A 22246-nucleotide genomic window follows, 5' to 3' on the forward strand; every position below is an offset into this window, starting at 1 on the left:
CCTATGTCCTCTACGTGCCCGACACCATCGCCCAGCTGGACAACGTCACGGCCGTCACGGCCGACGCCTACGCCAAGGTGCGGGTGGACAACGTCCCCGCCACCGGCGACGACGAGGCCAGAGAGTACGTCCGCCAGACCGATGTCCACACCGGCGTGGTGCTGGACACCAGCCCCATGGGCGTCACCGAGATGACCGCCAACGTCCGGCCCACGCAGGGCTATTACGAGGATCCCACCGTTTGGAAGACCTGGGATATCCAGATCAAGAAGGTCAACCTGAAGGTGGACGCCGTTTGGGTCTACTCCCAGGACGCTGTTGAGGCGGACGAGGTGACGGGCTCCGACGGCCAGCGCTATACCGCCAGCATCCAGCCCTTCGCCCAGACCGACGCCGCGGGCAATTCCCTGGAGCAGGTGTGGGTGAGGCCCAACAACAGCATCGATCCCGAGATCGTGGTCAGCTTCGGCTACCTGGTCATCCCCGACGCCCTCACCAGCGCGCCCCGGCCCCAGGCCGCCCCCGACCGGGCGGACTACCCCGCCGATGCCGCCGGAGAGGCCGCCTATCAGGCCGACCTGGCCGTCTACGAGAACCTCTCCAAGGTCTGGGCCTTCTACGACAGGCTCCTCAGCGAGTACGAGGGCAGCTACTCCAACTACGCCTCCGATTACGACGGGGTGACCTGGAGCGGCGCCAACGGCACCAGCGAGAACCTGGACGCCTGGCTGGCCGACCGGGAGAACACCGCAAACCTGGGCGGCTACCGGGGCCTTGTCTGGTCCGACTGGTACGCCCAGACCGACTCCGACCACTGGGATGCCTCCGGCAGCCGCTTCCGCTCCGGCGGCGTAGACCTCTACGACGCCGTGGAGGCCTCCACCATGGTGAAGATCCGGGTGGGCTACCAGGTCGGCGGCGAGGTGGTCTCCTGGGTGGATTACAGCGTCAACGCCAAGCGGATGAACAACAGCGCCAAGGACCTGGAGCTCTCCGTGGGCCAGACCGACGACGCTGCCGTCCAGGCCCCCTATGCCATCGCCCCGCTCACCGATCCCGCGGTCACCACGGCGGACGACGGCACGACCACCTACACGTACAGCTACGGGATCAACCCCTGGAAGCAGACTGCGGACGGCTCTTTGGTGTACACCACGGACGAGCTGGGGCAGAAGCATCTGGTGGCCAACCCCTACTATGCCGCCGCCGGCCAGCAGGTCTGGCTGGGTCTGGACCAGCTGGGACAGGGCGACATGAAGGACCTGTACTACAAGGTGGAGTGGATCCGGGCCGATCAGAGCGCGGAGACCAAGGTTATCCGCTATCCCACGGCCGACGCCATGATCTCTCCGGAGACCGTCCTGGCGGGCAGCCCCTACCAGATCACGCTGGCTCCCGTGGGCACCGCCGGAGACGCCAACCCCTACGTCATGACCCGGGTGACCGTCACCAGTGTGGCCCAGTCCGGCCTGGAGGACCACTATGTGGTGGACATCTATGTCCAGTCCGACAGCGTTGACCTGGACCTGACCGTCACCAAGGTCTCCGACAAGTCCCACTCCCAGGCGGCCGGATGGACCGACCTGGGCACCCCGGCCACCCTGGCCAAGTATGCCTTCCTGGCCAACCAGCGCAAGGTGGTCCACGACGACGCCACCGGCAAGGACTTCGTGCTGGTGAAGCTGGCCGCCCTGGCCAACGTGGTGGGCGACCGGGCCGCCGCCATCCAGGTCCGGGGGACCACCGCCACGTACGTGGAGAACGATTATCTGGGCGACCACAACGACTGGAGCAGTGTGGTGGACCGCCAGGGCAACCTGATCTCCGGCAAGACTTACGTGGGCGAGACCCTGGGCAGCTACGACGTGGCCGGCACCAACGGCGGCGTTTGGATGTCCGTGGAGCTGGACGCCAACGGCGTGGGGTATCTGTACTTCACGCTGACCTCCGAGGACGGAACCGTCACCCGGTGGTACTGTGTCCGCATCACCGTCCAGTCCGCCAGCGGCGCTCTGGAGTACGTGCGGGTGAACGGCGACGTCACCGACAATGCCCGCCTGGTCTATGACAGCCACGGCAATGAGCTCTCCCTCCCCGGCGACGGGACCACTCTGCAGGAGCGCATGGATATGCTCTACGGCGACGCCGCGCTCAACACGTACGACGCCGCCCGCTCCGCCAGAGAACAGGCCATCCTGGCCCACTTCGCCACCGCGGAAGAGCCCAGCCCCGAGGTCACCATCTACCGCGGCTACGTGAGCCGCTCCGAGGTGGCCGCCTCCGGAAAGGTGGCCGTGGAGATCAAGGCCGCCCGAAACACCAGCGAGATCACGGTCCTGGGCAGCGACGTGACCATGCCGCAGCCCAACGACGCGGTGATCGACGCCGGCGCCGGGGACATCACGGAGGCCGTGTACAAGGACGGGAAGAGCCGGGTCCTGCTTGAGGTGAAGCTCAGCGACCTGACCGGCCGGATGAACCCCGCCTTCGATCCCGACGACCTGTGGCTGATGGGCTGGCCTGTGGAGTACGTCTACTTCAGCGTGAAGGCCGAGGACGGCAGTGTACGCTACTACGCCCTGGAGGTCCGGATGCGGGACGACACCAACCGGGCCATCGACTACCAGAGCTGGAACGCCCAGGATTACGGCGCCCCCGAGGACAAGGCCGAGGAGGGCTACGCCATCTGGGTCTACGGCGACGGAGAGGGCACCTATGAGACCCTGGCGCCCAACGTGACGGTGGATTACCGCGGCCACGTCAACGGGGACGGCGTGTTCGAGTACGACTATGACCCCGTGCCCGACTACGACGGCAACCCCCGCAGGATCCCCGTGGAATACCAGGTGGAGGACGGCCAGCCCGTCCTGGACGCCAAGGGCCGCTACATCCCCACGAAATTCACCGCCTCCGTAGGCCAGAGTGCCTCCAAGCTCCAGATCTCCGCCATGACGGAATACCCCTACGCGGGCATCGCCATCGGCAGCAGCAGATACCGCGAGGGGATCGACACCGTCACCATCAACAACAGCGGCGGCCAAGATCTGAACATTGAGATCAAGGTCATCAGCCAGCTGGACAACGCCCAGGGACAGGGCGACAAGGGCAACCCCCTGATCTATCACCTGACCGTCACCTTCATGGCCGACAACCGCACGCTGGCCCAGGTGGAGAAGCTGCCCACCGACGGGACCGGCCTCATCAAGGCCGGCGACGCGGCCAATGTCCAGAACGTGACCGGCAACACGATTGTGGTGGAAGTGCCCTACGGCATGACCAGCGTGGATATAGCTCTGCGGCCGGAGTCCACCAAGGCCCTGCTCCAGGTATTCTCCGCCGGCGCGGACGGCCTGTACGACGACAACGTGGCCCTGTACACGAGGCCGGAGGATCTCCACACCGGCGCCGGCGCCATGCAGGTCCGGGGCAACGCCTACGTGACCCTGCCCTTCAGCGGCGCGCTGGATTCCGTCACCTACCAGGTCCGGGTGAGCAACCAGGCCAACGACTACAAGGCCCAGACCTACACCCTGACCCTGGTGCGCAAGGCCAATGACCTGAGCCTGTTCACCCTGGACTACAACCAGCGCCGGGCCAAGACCGCCGTGGTCAATGGCACGGATGTGACCGCCAAGCTCACCGTGGACAGCAGCGGCCGCCTAGTGGTGGATCCCGCCAGCCTGCCCTCCGGCGTCACCCTGGCGGGCGGCGCGGCCCTGGTGGACGGCACCGGCAGCCTGCAGGTCATCAAGGATAACGGGCGGACCTACCTCTACCGGGACGGCCAGTCCGGAACGGCCGGCCAGCACTATTGGAGCGAGATCACCAACGCCGCCAAGGTGCCGGTGTACGCCATCGACATCACCCTGACGGATACCAGCAACGGCTTCCTCCAGGCGGTGGCCACCATGAACGGCACCTACGTGGATGTCCACGGGAAGATGGACAGCATGGTCCTGGGCCAGGATGCCCACGACACCGCCGCCGACGCCGGCATCGACGTGTCCGGCCTGGGCGAGAACGAGTCCATGCTCTATCCCATCTTCCTGGGCTCCAACGACCGGTACGATACGGCCAGCGGCCTGAACGACCTGTCCGACGAGACCAACGTGGTGCTGCTCCTCATCACCCGCAAGGACGACATCAGCGACCTGGCCGCCCTCATCACGGTGAACCACCAGCAGAACAACCCCGAGACCATGCAGGTGGCCCAGACCCCCGCCGCCCCCGACGACATCAGCAAGGATCAGCAGTGGACGCCGCCCTCCTGGGGCAGCGGCGCCAGCGAGCTCACTGATTTCCACAACCGGGTGGCCACCATCTACACCAGCGCGGTCAACGCCTACGTGACGGTGAAGGCGGGCTCGCCCACCAGCGGTGTCAACATCTACCAGTCCGACGGGCTGGAGCTGACCACAGGGACCCAGATGTACACCGCCACCGTGCGCTACGTGATGGACACCGTGGCCGACAACACCCTCTTTGTGAAGATCTCCACCCCCGACGGGCAGTACCGGATCTACAAGCTGCGCCTGCTGCGCAACTCCAGCAACACCGACCTGGAGATCGTCCGGGCGGCCAGACACGAGAACGCCAGCAACGGCAGCCTGGGCACCGCCGTGGACGGCCTGCCCAAGGACGAGAGCTCTTACGGCATCCAGCTGCCCAGAGGCGCCGCCAGGACATGGCTGTACCTGCAGACCGCCGACCCCAACGCCACGATCCGCGTCCTGGACGAGGGCACGGGCGAGTACGGTCCGGCCTACACCCACAGCTATTCCACCGGCGAGTCGGGCATCGAGGTCTACAACAAGAGCGAGAAGCCCGTCTACGTCCGGGTCACCGCGCCCAACGGCGTCTACAAGGACTACGTCATCTACCTCTACAACGTGCCCACGGATGCCACGTTGTCCGAGGTGGAGGTGGGCTACCTGGACCGGGTCAACAACCAGCTCAAGAGCGCCGCCATCACCGGCCAACGCAGCTACGCCGCCAGCATCACCATCCTGGCGGGCAGCAACACCAGCGGCACCTATGAGACGGAGGATTACCTCTTCGTGCCCTTCCGCCTGGTGGCCAGCGACGCCAACGCCACCATCCAGATGCGGGACGTCCAGGGCGGCTCTTACCTGCAGTACAGCTACAACAACTCCGGAACCCTGACCTACGAGCTGGACCGAGCCCCCGGCACGGGCGATCCCATCCCCGTGAACGGCGTCACCGTAGTGATGAACAGCGCCATCCGGAACAGCAACGTCCTCTCCGGCGAGCTGGTCATCGACAAGCGGACCTACTCCATGTTCCAGCTGGAGGTCACCGTCACCGCCGTCAGCGGCAACACCCAGACCTATGACCTGTTCATCTACTGCAACAAGGTCAACTACGACGATCTGGCGGTGGAGGTCAACGACGAGATCATGACCATGGCCTCCGACGGCAGGTTCCACTATGTGAAGAACATCGCCCCCGGCGACATCCAGGACGGAGATATCCTCTATTACATGGGCAACGGCAGCTCCGCCGACGAGGTCGCGGGCCGGCTCTACCGGCTCTATCCGACGGATGTCGACTACCTGGATAAGCTGGCGAACCGCGCCATCTACCGGGAGCAGGTCTTCGCGGTGTCCCAGCGGGAGGCCAAGCTGGCGGCCTACTACGCCGATCTGGCCAACCGTCTGAACAGCGATACCATGACCATCACCATCGGCACCGGCGACAACGCGGTCACCACGAGCCCCGCCTACACCGCCGGCAACGCCAATAACCCCGACGGTTCCATCCGCAAGACCGTCAACCCGAAGGTGGCCCTCTCCGGCGCCGAGACCGTGGTGCCCATCCGGGTCAACGTGGGCAGCTCCACCCAGACCTTCCAGGCCGTGATCCTCAAGACCTCGCTGGATCAGAACTTGGACTACATCAAGGTGGAGGACCAGTCCTTGGATCTCAACCGGAACGCCGAAGGCGAGATGGTGGCCCGGGCCACGGTGTACAACACCGACCGCCGGGCCAAGATCGAGATCGGCGCCGCCAAGACCACCTCCCGGATCGAACTGGCCCACTATGACTTCTTCATCTACAACAAGGTGGACGGGGAGTGGGTCAAGGGCGACCTGCAGGACGTGTGGAACTTCGATCCCCAGTACGGCGTCCTGACGGTCAACGCCGGCAGCCTCAACGACGGCGACAACCTGTTCCGCTTCGTGGTCACCCCGGTCTCCGGCGACGTGGGTCCCAGTGAGTACAAGCTCATCATCAACTACGTCAACGTGGACCTCTACCTGGATCAGGTGAACCCGGGCAAGGGCATCGACGGACTGACCATCTACGCCGGCACCGATCCCGACACCGACATGGTGGCGGCCAACGTGCTGAGCCTGTCGCCCACCTATTATCAGAAGCACTTGGATTACACCTTCGACTTCTCCTCCACCGGCGGCGCGGTGGGCGGCGTGATCGTGGACGCCAGCGCTTACGACTCCACCAACACCCTCCAGAGCCAGCGGCTCCAGTATCAGGAGGACCGGCTGAAGGAGGAGCGGTACAGCTTCTGGTACAACTACTGGAAGGCCTTTAACCCCAACCTGGATCAGAGCGGCATCCAGACCGCCATCGCCTCCGTGGTCATCCCCGCGGGCACGGTCATCCCGGGCGACACTCTGGCGGGCACGTCCCATACGTCCCAGAATGAGATCGACGCCTATGTGGCCGCCAATCTGCCTCTGGCTATGGCCCAGGAAGTGGTCATGGTCCAGGTGGGCGGCGGCACCGCGGAGGAGTCCGAGCGGATCGAGGCCATCGCCATCACCGATCCCAGCGTGGATTACGCCGAGATCCCCATCACCCTGACGGTGCCCTTCACCGGCTACACCCGCACCTACTACGCGGTGTACCACAACCTGTCCAACGACGCCACAATCGCCAAGGACGGCGAGGGCAACTTCCAGATGGGCGTGGTGGGTTACGAGCCCACGCTGCGCAGCGACACCACCTATACCTACGAGGTGAGCTACGCCACCAACGTGGTGGATGTGTACGCCATCGCCAACCACATCCACGACCATTCCGGCACCCAGATCACCCTGATGAGAGTGGCCTCCGACGGCTCCACCCAGGTGATGGGCACCGAGATCTCCCAGATCACCCGCACGGTGCAGCTGAATCTGGGCATCAACACCTTCCAGTTCGTGGTCCAGGCCGAGCAGGGCAACCAGCTGACCTACACCCTCTACATCTACCGTTCCGGCGCGGATCTGAGCCTGGATTGGCTGCGTGTGGACGGCCGCAACACCACCCTGCTGAGCGACGGCACCTACCTGGCCTACGTCCCGGAGGGGACAGACCTCCACACCGTCACCGCCAAGGCCAAGGATCCCTCCGGCATCGTGGAGCTCCTGGCCAACGTGGGCGCGGCCGCGGGGACGAGTCCCTCCGCCGGCGCGGTGGCCACCATGCCCAACGTGAGCGTGGACACCGCCACCGTGGGCGACGCCTATCAGAGTGACTCCGGGAGCTGGATCATCCCCGCCACCGCGGAGGTGACGGTGACCGCCAGCGACACCATCCACGTCCAGGGCGTCCTCAGCCAGCCGGACTACACCACCACCGAGACCACCGGCCAGGGCAACGTGGACGGTCCCAGAATCACCACCACCCGTGTGTATCACCAGGAGGAGAGCAACCTTTACAGCGTCACCACCACCGTGGTCTCCTGGGCCAGATACACTCTGAACATCCTGCCCGTGAACCGGGATGCCCTCACCGTGTACATGGACACCGGGGCCGGTACCTTCGAGCAGAACTCCAACGTCTACACCGCCCTCTGGAATCCCAACGAGTTCAAGGCGGACGGCAGCGGAGAGCAGGGAGCCTTTGTGGTCGGCGTGCCCGAGAGCGCCGTGAAGGGCAAGGTGCGTGTGTATACCTCCCTCACCAACGGCGGCACGGAAGAGCAGCAGATGGTCCAGTTCGGCGCCCTGGTGCCCCAGTACCACGATCCCGGCGAGGTCCAGCGCTTCACCACCGACAACTTCCTCACGCTGGACATCCCCACGGTGGATCCCAATTACATGAACCTGGACATCGGCGTCAAGTACGAGCCCGGCGAGGCCGCCCAGATGTGGCCCTATGAGCTGCATATCTACCGCTATTCCAGCGCGGCCTACCTGACCGAGCTGACGGCGGCAGACAGCGCCGGCGGCAGCCTGAGCTTTGATCCTGTGTTCAACAACGACCCGTCGGCCACCACGGACCCCAACCCCGGACAGAGCATCTTTACTCTGACGGTGGACAGCGGAGAGCAAACGCTGGACTTCACCAGCATCACCGCCGTGACGGGCGCCACCATCAAGATCACCCAGCCCAACGGCACGGTTTCCAACCATGTCAGCGGCAGTCCCCTGAACGACGTGGGCCTGTCCATGGGCACCAACGTGATGCTGGTGACGGTGACCTCTCAGGATCAGCTGCACACCCGCAGCTACATGATCATCATCCAGCGCCGTCCCAGCGCCTACACCTCCAAGCTCAAGGACATCCAGCTCATCGCCGGCGCCGGACAGGCGGACGCGCACTACTACGACTTCTCGCCGGTCTTTGACCCCGATCCCACGGTGGGCACCTATTACTTTGCCGTGGACGCCGGGATGAACGCCCCGCTGACCATCCGGCCCGTGCCCTATGTGGACGCCGACGGCGTTGGCTACACCGTGACCTTCGACGTGTATCAGGACAATGTCCCTGTGGCGCAGGACGTGGTGGCCGACGAGTACGTGCTGGCCGGCCTCACCGGCGGATCTGTCTACCATGTGGCGGTGAAGGTGCTCAAGAACGACGCCCAGTACTCCGGCAGCACCTACGATTTGTACCTTTACAAGAACAAGTCCGAGCTCATCACCGGCGACGCGCCCACCATGAAGGGCCTGCTGGTGGACGGACAGGACGTGACCCGGGACGCTGTGGCCCACGCGGCGGATCAGAACTTCTACTACACCACCGCGGCGGCTGCCGGCAGCCTCTCCCTGCAGGTGCTCAACGTCCTGCTGGGCAGCGGCTACAAGGTCAACCTGATCCAGCCCGGCGGGGTCACGGATCCCGCCACCGGCGAGCCGGTGCGCACCCAGCTCACCGCCACCGACCTGAGCGCGCTGGACGTGAACTTCGCCACCGACCACAACCGCTTTGTCTTTGAGCTGACCAACGGGGACAACCGCAGCTACGCCTCCCTGACGGTGTACAAGCAAAGCGACGTGGCCAAGCTCTCCGAGCTGAAGAGCGACCAGCAGATGGAGCCCATCTTTGATCCCGACCGGTTCGAGTACTTCGTCTACGTGCCGGCGGACAAGGGCACCGCGGACCTGCTGGTCCGGGCGGACAACACCGGCGTCAACGGCGCGGTGGTGGACCGGATCCGGGTGCGCGATGTGGGCGGCCGGACCCTGAAGGAAGAGGTCACCGGCAACGGCTTCTGGGTCCACGACATCCCGCTGGACCAGGGCGAGAACCGGGTGACCGTCACCGTCACCGGCCGGTACAGCAGCTTTGAGACCATCACCGTGGGCGGCGTCAGCATCCAGAGCCCCGTGGAGCGGACCTACCGCTACGCCTACGAGGTGGAGCTGAACCTGGGCACCTATGAGACCCCCAACGGCTACATGGACACTGGCGACATCATCGCCATGGACTACACCAGAGGCGGGGCGCTGGCGCCCATCTGGAACAGCGAGCTGCTCAATTACACCCTGTCCTATTCCAACGGCACCGACAGCATCTCTCTGACGCCCACCCTGCGGCCCGAGGAGATCACGATGCTCTCCGACGGCAGCAGACCCAGAGGCATTTACCGGGTCGAGGTGGTCCAGATCAACGCCAACGGGACCCGCACCAAGGTGGGCGTGACCTACAACCACGTGGACGCCGACGGCAGGGGCTACTTCGAGAGCGACGAGGCCCTGAACCTGATGCTGAACGTGGGGACCACCGAGGTCACCTTCATCACCGAGGTCACGGCGGCGGACGGCCGCATCACCACCAAGCGTTACCTGGTGACCATCAACCGGGCGCCCTATGTCAGCGGCCTGCCCGCGGTCCTGGAAGGCACCGTCATCCATGTCTACGAGGAGTCGGAGTCCCCCACCGTGGAGTACCCGCTGGTGCCCGACTTCACCACGGACTTCAACGCCTATTACACCAGAGTGCCCAACCCGGTGGAGAGCGTGAACCTGCTGGTGGACAGCACCTACTACGAGCTGGTGCCTCAGTTTACCACGGATCCCAGCGACGGAAGCCAGATCCCCGTGGTGGACGGCGACGGCAACCAGGTCTACGACCAGGTGGCCTACAACTACACCATCACCATCAACAACCGTCCCGCCGAGAGCGGCGTGTACTTCACCCTGCGGGACCTGGTGGTGGGTGACAACGAGGTGGTCATCGTCCTCACCGACCGCAACGGCGCCAAGAAGGCCTATACGGTGGTCATCAACCGTGCCGACGCGGAGACCGAGGAGCCCGGCTACCAGCAGCCCATCCTGGTGGACCTGCACACCTACACCAAGCCCAGAGACGCCGCCGATACGGTGGAGCTGGACATGATCCCCGTCTTTACCGGCGACACCCATTTCTACAATGTGGTGGTGCCCCACGAGGTGGACAAGGTGAGCCTGTACGCCCTGGCGGAGAACGCCGCGGCGCTGGGCATCAACAACCTGATCTTCCGGGATATGAACACCGACGCCCAGATCGAGGGCAGCCTGGAGGATATGCCGGTGGCTGTGGGCCATGAGAACTACTTCGAGATCATTGGTTACAGCACCGACGCCGACGGGGAGCTCACCGGTACCCGCATCCGCTACATCGTCAACGTCCTGCGGCTGGATGAGGGCTACGTGCCCGTGCTGCTGGATTACCTGGGCGTCAGCGAGGGCACCATGTCCCCGGTCTTTGACCGGGCCGACCGGCAGTACTTTGTCACGGTGCCCTACGACGTGGACAACCTGGACATCACCGCCATCGGTATTCCCGGCGAGTCCATGGTGGTCGTGGCCGGCAGCGGCTTTGCCACCGCCAAGGCCACCCAGCAGGTGAAGAACGTGGAGCTGGCCGTTGGCCGCAACAGCTTCAAGATCTACCTCTACGACATCCGGCCCAACGGCAACACCTACTACCGGGGCGTCTACTCCCTGACCGTCGACCGGGTGACCAGTTCCGGCGTCAGCCTGGATCTGGGCGTCACCGCCGTGGAGGCGGAGGCCGGGCTGAAGGCCCTGGAGGCTACGGGCGTCAATACCGGCGCGCTGGAGTTCACCACCGAATTTGCCAGCCGCCAGATGAACTACTACGCCTATGTGGACTCCGATGAGACCAGCGTCCATATCACGGCGGATGCCTTCTCCGACGACGCCATCCTCACCGTCAACGGCAGTGCTCTGCACATGCCCGCGGACGGGACCGGCGTGGATGTGGCCCTGGGCAGCGGTGCCACCACCGTGGTGACCGTCTACGTCCGGGATCCCGTCATGGAGGACGAGCCCAGCAACTCCCTGAGCCAGCGCTACACCCTCACCCTGATCCGCTCCGCCGGAAACACTCTGGGCAACTTCGTCATGGAGGACCTGGAGGTGGCGGTGAACGGCGCGGTCATCTATCCGCCCTCCGGCTCCGGTTCCGGCCTGCTCAACGGGTCGGCCGAGACCGATACCATGGAGCTGGACGCCGACGGCAAGGGGACGGCCACTATCCAGGTGACCATGCCCTACCTGAAGTACGAGTTCACCGATCCCGACGGCCTGCTGCCCGACGTGGTCTGGGAGACCACCGTGACGGTGAACGGCCATAGGGCCAGCCACGGCGATCCCTTCGACGACAACAGCGGCGGCTTCCCCATCAAGAAGGCCGTCTATACCGTGGAAGTGCCCGTGACCAGCTATGAGGAGCGCTTTGACATCCGCGGCTGGGTCCCCGCCGAGCGGGACAGCATCGGCGCCGTGGTGAGCGGCATGGATACCGTGCAGGAATTCGTCCTCTTCGCCACCGACATCACCACCCCGGCCCTGCGTAAGGTGGAGCTGGACAGCTACGGGATGGCCAAGCGGGACGAGACGACCGGCAAGCCGGTGGAGGCCCTGAACGACGCCGGAGAGACCGAGGGCGTAACCGGGCCCACCCTGGCCGCCATCTACCTGCGGCAGGACAACGGGACCACCGGCACCGCCGAGCCTGTGACCAGTTCCGGAACCGTGACCACGGCCTTTGCCCCCAACGTGTTCCGCTATGTGGCCACCGCCGCGGGCAACAAGTTCTGGCTTAGCGCGTCCCTGCGGACGCCCGAGGAGGCCCAGGCCGACAAGCAGGCCCAGTACGACGCCTTCGTGGCCGACTACATGGACGCCAACCCGGGCGTGAGCCTGGCCGACGCCCAGCTCTACGCCAACGCCAACTTCGTCTACGAGTACCAGCCCAAGGCCTATATCGAGGTCTATGACGAAGCCGGCAGCCGGCAGACCATTTCCAAGAGCCCCAGCGGCTACTTGGAGTTTGAGTTCCCCGTCATTGAAACGGTCACCGATCCCGAGACCGGCGTGACCGAGGAAGTGCGGGCGACCAAGATGGATCTGACCATCCGGGTGACCCAGTTCGCCGAGAGCGGGCACGAGGTCATCAGCGAGTACAGCCTCACGGTGTACCGCACCGCCGATCCCATCCTTCGGGACCTGAAGACGGTCAAGGCCAACACGGCCCTGACGCCCGTCTATGACCCGGTGGTCCGGGAGTACGAGAGCGAGGTCTGGAAGGGCCGCACCGACTTTGCCGTCTGGGCCAAGGCCGACTACGGCGTGGGCTACCGGGACGCCACCCTCTCCATGACGGCCTACAAGGCACGCCAGGAGGACGGGAGCTTCCTGTCCACGGATGAGATCACCCCCGTGGACCAGAACGGAGCCCCCGTGACAACGACCAGCACCACCACCGGCGAGCTGACCGTGCCCTACAACCAGACCGACAGCCAGTTCACCGACGCCACTACGGGCGAGGAGCTGGAGGAGTTCTGGGTAGAGGTCACTCTGACCTACGCCTACGGCGCCGGCACCCGCACGGGCAAGTACGTGATCCACATCACCCGCAGCGACGTGCCCGCCAACCTGGATCAGCTCCAGGATTTGAAGGCCTTCCAGCCTGAGGCGGACGAACTGCTGCCGCTCTACCGGCTGGACGAGAAGAACGACCGGACCAGCATCGTGACCCAGCCCGACCCGGACGACGCCACGGCGACAGTGCCCGTCACCGGCTTCGAGCCCCAGTACCCCTACTACATGGTGGTCATGGATTACCGGGACAGCCGCCTGTGGCCCTGGGTCAAGTTCGACAGCACCACCCAGAGCGTCAAGATGTCCCGGGTGGGCAGCACGGCTGCCAGTGTCACCATGACCAGCGAGACCAAGTATCTGACGGACTTCGGCAACGCCTACTTTGCCGACGAGCAGTTCCAGGCTTTGCTGAAGTTCACCGTCACCACCACCGAGACCGGCAGCACCTCCGAGTACTATCTGCTGGCGGTGAGGGGTGACCGGCGTCAGAACGACCCCCATGAGCTGGGCGACATGAAGGTGTACTACGGTGCCACCGAACCCGCGGCCGTCGGCCACGTCAATGCCCCGGCCACGCTGATGCAGGGCATCGACGGCATGGTGGGCAACACGCCCGCCGATTACCTGGACGGCCAGGGCTTCCAGCCCGGCATCAAGTACTACACCATCAACCTCTCCATGGACAGCGAGTACATCAATGTGGAGGCTTCCGATCTCTTCTCCCTGGCCAACAAGATGATGGTCACTTACCACGGCGTGCCCACCGTCACCGACCTGGATGCCAGCGGCTTCGGCAGCGTGGTCGTGAAGCTCCAGCCCGGTGAGACGGAGAGCTGGCTCTTCGTTACCGGCCACAGCGAGGCACCGGGCATCGATTCGGAGAGCGTGGACACGACCTACGTGCTGAAGATCATCCGCAAGAACACCGGCAGGCTGGACACCATCTGGGTCACCGACAATACCCAGGGCGACCTCTTCGAGATGATGTGGAAGGGCGAGGGGAACAACAGGTACGATCCCTCGACCAGCGCCCCCGCCTATGTGGCGGATCAGGGCTTGGTGTGGGCGCCTGACGATCCCAGCGTGGACAAGGAAGCCGATCCCACGGATCCTGTGGATCCCACGGGCGACACCGCACCCTATGTCTTTGACGTGGAGCGGTACAGCTACTCCGTATTGGTGGAGGCCCTGACCAACGAGATGGAGCTCAACGCCAAGGCCGTGGAGGGCTCCAAGCTGGAGTTCTTCAAGGACAACGTGCTCCTGGCCAGCACCGACGGAGGAGCGGGCACCACCGACACCACCAGTGAGCCGGGCAAGGTGATCCTGACCCATACCGTGTACCTGGATACCGGCCTGAACGGCGGCGACAAGTTCATGGTGCGGGTGACCGAGCCGGGCGGCGGCGTGGGTACTTACTGGATCACGGTCTACCGGGATACCAAGGGCAACACCGCCACCTTCCAGACCCGGGTGCTGGGCACCACCAGTGCGGCCATCCGCGCCGACCGCGGCGCCTATGTCACCCTCTACAAGAAGAGCGCCGACATGGGTTACCTCTCCGTGCTGGAGGCCACTTCCGGAGACAATCCGCTGGTGAGCCTGGCGGCGGAAGCCACCTATCGGGAGCGCTTCGACGCCCTGGTGGCCGCCGGACACCTGACCCTGGTCAAACAGCTGGTCTCCGACAAGACCACCGGCAAGTATGAGTTCCTGGATACCGACATCAGTACGGCCGGTGTCTACACCCTGGTGGCGTCCCGCCCGGGCTTCCTGGACAACGTGGTGGACAACCTCCGGATCTCCGATACCTTTATCCCGGCGCAGTTCTCCTTGAAGAACCTGGGCGTTCGGGCCGGTGACGTCAACAACGACGGTGTCATCAACGATGCGGACGTGGAACTGTTCACCCAGTACTCTTCCGCCATGGAGGGCGTGTACCAGGAGATGGCACAGCGCCTGCTGAACATGAACACCCATGTTGTGAATGGTGATGTGGCCCTGGCACCCGGTGACCTCTTTGACGTCAGCAGTATGTCGGTCTACTATCAGCAGAGCGACGGCGCTGCGGTGGAGCTGGTACCTTCGGCACAGGCTATGGCCGAGTATCAGGTGGAGTTCTACTTCAGCAGCAGTGCCAACGCCAAGAGTCTGGTGGAGGCCGAGGCAGTCCTGGTACCGGGAGATCAGATCCCCGCCGAATTGACTGACGGCACCAGCGGCTATCTGTATGTGGGCTACATCTACAAGGGCCTGACAGCGTTTGTCAAGGTGGGTGAGCTGACCGTTTCCAGCGGTACAAACAGCACCGCCGCTCCGGACAACAGCCTGCCCCAGCCTGACGGCGTTGCACCTGCTCCCGATCCGGTGATGCCGGACGACAGCGGGGATGTCCCCTCGGATGAAGAGAACCCGGCGCCGGAGGTCACAGAACCGGCCGGACCGGATGAGCTTCCCAATTCGCCCGAAGAGACGCCCTCTGACCCGGCGGAGGACAGTGCGCCCGAAGAAACTCCGGCCGAAGAGACCTCCACTGAGGAAACCCCGACGGAAGAGACTCCGGAGCCGGAGGAGGAGACCTCTGGGGAGAGTGGATCCGTGAACCAGGCGATAGAGGTCACTTACGAGGTGGTCACTGTCAGACCTGTGGAGCGGAGAGAAGAGCCCAGAGGGAGTGCGGAACTGCCTGACCAGTCCGATGAAGGCGAAAGCGGTTCTAACATGCCTGACCAACCCGGTGAGGGTGAAGGCGGCACCGAGACGCCCGACCAGCCCGGCAAGGGTGAGGGCAACACCGAGACGCCTGACCAGCCCGGCGAGGGTGAGGGCGGTACCGGGACGCCTGACCAGCCCAGCGAAGGCGAAGGCGGCGCTGAGACGCCTGACCAGCCCGGCGAGGGTGAGGGCGGTACCGAGACGCCCGACCAGCCCGGCGAGGGTGAGGGCGATACCGAGACGCCTGACCAGCCCACTGAGGGTGAGGGCGACACCGAGACGCCCGACCAGCCTGGAAAGGGCGAGAGCAAACCTGAGACGCCCGACCAGCCTGGAAAGGGCGAGAGCAAACCTGAGACGCCCGACCAGCCCGCTGAGGATGTGGAAGGGCCGATTGACCCTGTCGATGAGCTGACCAATCAGCTGGTGGACCAGATCCTTGAGAATATGGCTCAGAACGATATGGGCCTGGAGGATTTGGGAAGCGAAGAAGACGTTCAGATCATGCTGATGACACTCATGAGCAATACTAGTGTGTTCCCGAATACATTGCCTGCCATGCTGGACTATGACCAGAACGGCAAGCTGAATGTGGTGGATTTGGACTACATTATGGGTTACAAGACTCAGTCGACTCTGGTCCAGTTCTGGATGGATAACAACACTAGTCCCCGGAGAACACTTCCCGAGCCCTGGAATTGATCCAGGTAATAAGAAGGACCCCGGCACGTCTGTGCCGGGGTCTTTCTTTATGTCAAAAAGAGAGAAATACAAATAGTAAAAATCTGTGGTTATAAATGATTAAAAAGCGACAAAATTTAAGTATGTTTTGTTGACATTAGTAGTATAAATAGGTATACTGTAATAGTATTATTATGTATACTTATGGCTTATTGCGCCCTAAAATGACCAATCAAAGAGAAAAGAGGTGAGCCGCCGGATGAGTGGGAAAAAGCTGTGGAAAGAAATCGACCATGTCGCGCGCTTTTCTTTGGCGGCTGGGGCGATTGCGCTGACCGGTATGACGGTGTGGGCGGGTGTCACTGCGTTTGCCGCGCAACCTGGTCCTCCTACGCTGTTATTCCGCTGCATGGACTTTAAACTGATAGAAGATGGGTCCATTCAGGCGTTGGTACGGCTTTCGGTGGAAAACACAGAAAAGTTTGCCGCTACCGCGTTTAACATTCAGTTTAATCCCGACTATATCCGTCCGTCCTATTTGGAAATGGGAAGTGGCGGAGAGAAACAGACTTTGGTCACGGCGGTTACTGGTTCGGAAAGAACATATTACAGTGAGGACAGCGCTCTTCTTATTGATGTTACCAGCCAGGGGCGGCGTTCTCCGTTTAAATCCGTGGGGGAGGATGGATATAAATATTCTGAAGTGGTGCCGGGAAAGGACAGCACGGAAGCTGGCGGACCCGTAAACGGCAGCATCAATATGTACCTTCGCTTGGATCAGGATATACTCAATACGATGGACCCTAACCATAATGTAGTGAAATGGATGGATATATACGGAGGAACAGAGAATAAGTCGTACATTTATATTAACGCCAGCGGCGTAGTTGATTCGGAGAATGGGAAAGACGGCTATTCCGATGACGGGGCAGGGACCTCTGGTCCCGGAAAAGGCGTAAACCTAGGCGAATTGAGCTTTCAAGTCAATCCGGATCACCTTGCGGATATGGTGAAAAAGTTTTCGGACACCACTGGGAGTGGTTCAGACTTTTTGATTGGCTATCCGACAGACCCGGATAAAAACTGGATGCTGACGGAGCTGATCCAGGACTATGATGATACGTACATAACAAATAAACACAGTGCGGAAAATCCTTATGGACCTAACGGGGATGTGAGCGATCCCAACTCAAAAGCCCAGGTCATCTTTGAGTTTATTTTCCCCAAGGTCCTGGTGAAAGCCGAGGTGGCCGGAGGCGCGGAGCTGACGGTAAACGCCTATCAGGCGTTCACTTCGGGTACCTCTGCCGATATTGCCTCCACCATCCAGCGCTACCGTCCTGAGATCACGGGTACATACGCCGATGCCACCCAGGAAAACTTTATCCTTAACTGGGGGGATACCGCCGCCGGTTACGCCGTCTACCGCCCCGTCCAGGTGGGTGAGACGCCCGACTATACTCGTGCCAGCGACGGCACGGAGTGGAAAGCGCTGACCGGCTACACGTCCAAGGGCGGAGAATATCTGGTCACCCAGTATTTTTATTACGAAGAGGATGGGACAAACAAAAAATATCCTCTGCCCATGGAGGTCCATCTCACAGTTTCCGAGGTGGAGCTGACGGGCGTCAACGCGACCGGGCTGGAGGGCACTTACAGCGAGACGCAGGCGGCGGCCTTTTTGAACAGCGGCCACCCCGACACGCTGGAGGATCTGGCCCTTCCCAACAAGGCGGTGCTTGGGCTCTCCCCGGTGCCGGGCTCCTTTGTGCTGACGATGCCTGTAGACACCTGGGCGCCTAACGCTCTGAATACCCTGAAGACAACGGAGGCCGCACCTCAGGACTGGCCTGCGGCGGGTGAGTACGCCTTGGCGGGCCCGGACAACGGGGCAATACGGGATTATGTGTCGGCCCATTATCCCTGGGTCACGATTCCCGACGCGTTTACGGAGGGACTTTCCGCCCGCCGAACCGTTATGGCGGATGCTGACTACATAGATCGTCACTATGTGGCCGCCCACGTCAGTACGGGCGACAAGGGGATCCTGACTTTGCAGGTGGAAAAACAAAACGATGCCGGCGTGGCGCAAGGCTTTGCTGCGGCGGTGGCTTTCCGCACCTATTTGCCCGACGGTACGTTGATCGATACGAACGATACTACGGGTGATTTGCCGGAGGTATCCGCCCCTCCGGCGATTGACGAACCCTTCTATTTGCCCTCACCGGGGGGGAGTGGAGTCTATAATTTGACCTATTATCCCGGCAGCGGGCCTCTTTCCGCTGGCGGAGAGAACGTGCGCCGGTCCATCAATCTGGGCGGGTGGTTTTATATCTCCGTGCAGGAGGACGGTGGTCAATGGTCGGAGCTGATCCCCGTCTACGCGCCGCCCAGGACCAATTACTACACCGATAATTATCTGGTGGGCGACGGCACCCAGTTTGATTTTACCGGCCTGCACGCGGGTCTGTATCCCTTCTATTCCGACAGCGTTCTGCCAAGCCATGTGGTGCTGCCCATCGGCTACGGGGTAAACACCACCTATGACGGCGCTACGGGAGCGCAGCCCGGCAGGATAGGACAGTTCCGGGCCGTGGATGCAGGCTGGACCTGTACGGCCGACGGTGGACAGACGGCGCCCGTTTGGGGGCCGGATTCTGTCGTCACCTACGGCGGTCCCGCCAATTTTGAAGAGGCGGCTTATCCCGGCTACGGCCGGGTGGATAACGCGGCCGCTCCGGATGAGAAGAAGGTGCAGATGCAGGTGCAGGCGCCCGCGTATGTTGCCGAACCCTCGGGCGGAGCGGATCAGCCGGTGCCCGATCCCAAGGGTGACGACAAGATTCGTCTGTACCACGAGGGAGACAGCCACCTGGGCGTTACATGGACCGGCACCACGCCGGACGAGGTGTCGGAGATCACCTATACCGTTCAAACCGAGGGCTATGTGGCGCGCCAGACCTTCACCCTGACCATTGAGAACACGGGGACCACCGACCTGTACGGCCTGAGCGTCGATACAGACCACGGCGGACACACTCCCGCCGACGGCAGCCACTTTGAGGTGCTCCAGGCACCGGCCCCCTATCTGCCCGCGGGGGGGAAGACTACATTTACCGTCACCTATGTCTACAACCTTTCCGGCAACGACAGCAGTGTCTTGTACCGGGACCTGCTGCTGATCACCAGCAACAGCTATGACAAGGATGATCCGCTCAAAAGCTTCTATGCGCAATTCGAGGTTACCAGTAAAGCTGTTTACAATGTGAGCGTCGTGACCGATCCCGTGGATGGGAGCATGGGTACGGCGAAAATCGTGACGGGCATGGCGGGCAATCAGCCCATCCTCCCGGCCGGAACGCCCCAGGGTGGGACGATCACAGCCACCGGCATAGCAAACCGGCCTGCCTTTGATCCGGCGGTGGATGTCTACGCCGTCGACCACGAATACGTGTGGATCTATGCCGAGCCGACCGATGAGAACGAGGTGAAAGAGGTCTATTACATGAATGGGGCGGTCAAGGTGCCCCTCTATGTGTATAAGTATGAAAAGGATAGCGCGGTGGCGGAGGACACAGATGTAGTGGCCTACTTCTTCCAGATGCCCGCCAAAGATGTGGTGATCCACGTGGACTTCTACGAGCCGGTCATGGCCAAGCTGCGGATGAGTCTTTTGAAGGCATACGCCGGCACGGAGGCTCAGGCCGGTACGGGCATAGGGGCTACCCTGATCCAAGAGGATTACCGGCAAAACGTGCGCTGGTATGAGAATACTCCCACTGTGATCCAGGTGGATCCCGGCATGACGGAGAGTGATTCCAGCCAGGAGAAATACCTGGTGGTGCTGGGGGACAACGCGGACGCCACGAAGGCCAGCGACGGCAGCGATCTGACGAAAGTGCAGCTCTATCTCAAGCTTCGGAAAAATGAGCTGTCGCCTAATATTGATGATGTAAAGGTCTACATCACGGATACGTCCAATGGGTCGGCACTTTCCAACACGACCACGGATGAGCAGGGAAAGGCCTGGCACGAAACGGCGGGCGCACCCACAGAGCACCAGACCAGCATATTTGACGCCCCGGTGGATCCCAACGATCCCGACGCCCTGGCCAGCAAAACGGTGGAGATCACCCTGAGCTGTGTGGTGACTACGCCTACCCCGGATTACCCCGCCGCGTCTGCAGGTTCCCCTGTGCCGGTGTCCAGGACCTTCCAGGTGGTCATTGTCCGGAGGGGGAAGAACATCCCCTATCAAATGGGCTACGGCAATTCGCCCAAGGGCATGATCTACAATGACAGCACCCTGACCACAGATGCCGACAGGGCCGACGCGTGGAGCGCCTTCCTGGCGGAGAACCGCTTTGCGGCGGGCAAGACGCCCGCCAAGGCGGCTGCGCTGAAGAACACATATTGGCCGGAGGCCTGGGGCAAGGTGAGCAGTGCCAACCACAACTATGATCAGGATGAGAAGGCGCTTTTTGTGATCCTGGGCGAGCCCTTCCAGGACCCCGGAATCCACGATGTTAAAAATTCCGCCGGACTTCCGGTGGACCCGGCGGATATTTCCCGCAGTGTAGTGGTGGATCTGCTGGATGAGGCCGCTGCCACGCAGAAGGAACGTTTTTTGGGACAGCAGACAGCGGCAGGCACGGTGGATACCGTGGAACTGGACCTGGGCCAGGCGGACACAGGCCGGGCGGACGACTCCGCTACCGGCACCATCGACAACTGGTGGCAGACTGACGACGGGAGTGGCACGGTCTATGACTACGCCATTCGTCCGGGTGTTTATACCCTGTGCTACACCTTTAAAGACTATGACGGCACTACGGATATCGTCCTGAAGCGGCCCATGATTGTCTTGGCGCGGGTGGGCGACGTAGACGCCAACCGGCAGGCGGAGTATGTGGACGGAGAGCTGATCCAAAACAGGGTGGCCGATCCTCTGGGGGATACTGCGGCCGCCAGCTTCCCGGATTGGCGTCTCTACCGTTACCGGGTCTGTGACGTCAACAACGACCGGAACATCAACAACATCGACGCCAATAAGCTCTATTATGGTGTGGACCAAATCGTGCCTTATTACAAGCCCACAGACTACATATCATAATGTAGTCTGTGGGTCCTTGCGCCTATTTTTGGATGAGAGGAGGGGTAGAGATGAGACAGGCAGGTAGAAAAGCAGTCAGTTTGCTGTTAGCCGCACAGATGCTAGGGGGGCCTGTCAGTCAGGCGGTGTCTCTATCCCCGGAGCCGCCGTTTGAGGAACTGCCCCTCACTTCCTCCAGTCCCGCTCCCGAACCTACCACCAATACCGGAGGGCTGGAACCAGAAATTACAGATGTGGTCACCCCTGAGCCTACTGAGACGGAAGAGGGCGTTCCCCCGGAAGAGATTCCAGTGGAGGGCATGGCCTCTCCCGCGCCCACGGAAGATATTCCTCCCGAGGAACCCACCCAGGAGGAGCCCTCCGAGGAAACGGAGACCGAAGAAAAAAAGACGGAGCCTGAAATTATCAACCTGCTGGAGCAGATGCTTCAGGCAGAGGTGGATTCTGGCTACACGGATATTTTTATGGGTACCGCTTATCTGGAGTACCGGGTGGATACGGCAAAGCCTGGGGGAGAGGTTTTCAACAGCGGCAGTATGGAGATGGCCGTGGAAAAGGATTTGGATGTTGACAACCATTCCAATCTTGAGCGATACAAATATCTGAATTGGGTCTCCGACTCCAATGGCATCTATACTTTGGATCAGCTTATGGT

3 protein-coding genes (1 of these 3 cut by a window edge) are annotated in these 22246 nt (G+C 62.3%); 2 read left to right on the plus strand and 1 reads right to left on the minus strand.

Going from position 1 to position 22246, the window contains the following annotated elements; translation table 11 throughout:
* On the plus strand, window positions 1–16499 hold the 3' portion of the coding sequence (locus AAEU42_RS03160; protein ID WP_342232078.1) for an RCC1 domain-containing protein. It extends 86161 nt beyond the left edge of the window; the window shows 16499 of its 102660 coding nt (coding positions 86162–102660); its start codon lies off the left edge, out of view; the stop codon is at window positions 16497–16499.
* A 1153-nt stretch (window positions 16500–17652) separates the two neighbouring features.
* A complete protein-coding gene (locus AAEU42_RS03165) occupies window positions 17653–21591 on the plus strand; it encodes a hypothetical protein (protein ID WP_342232079.1) in 3939 nt (1312 codons plus the stop codon).
* A 131-nt stretch (window positions 21592–21722) separates the two neighbouring features.
* Here the strand turns inward: AAEU42_RS03165 and AAEU42_RS03170 are convergent, their stop codons facing one another.
* Window positions 21723–22169 (minus strand): hypothetical protein, encoded by a 447-nt coding sequence (locus tag AAEU42_RS03170; protein ID WP_342232080.1) that lies wholly within the window; start codon window positions 22167–22169, stop codon window positions 21723–21725.
* Between the last annotated feature and the right edge of the window lie 77 nt (window positions 22170–22246).

Source organism: Pseudoflavonifractor phocaeensis, from assembly GCF_038439875.1.
Classification (GTDB): domain Bacteria; phylum Bacillota; class Clostridia; order Oscillospirales; family Oscillospiraceae; genus Vermiculatibacterium.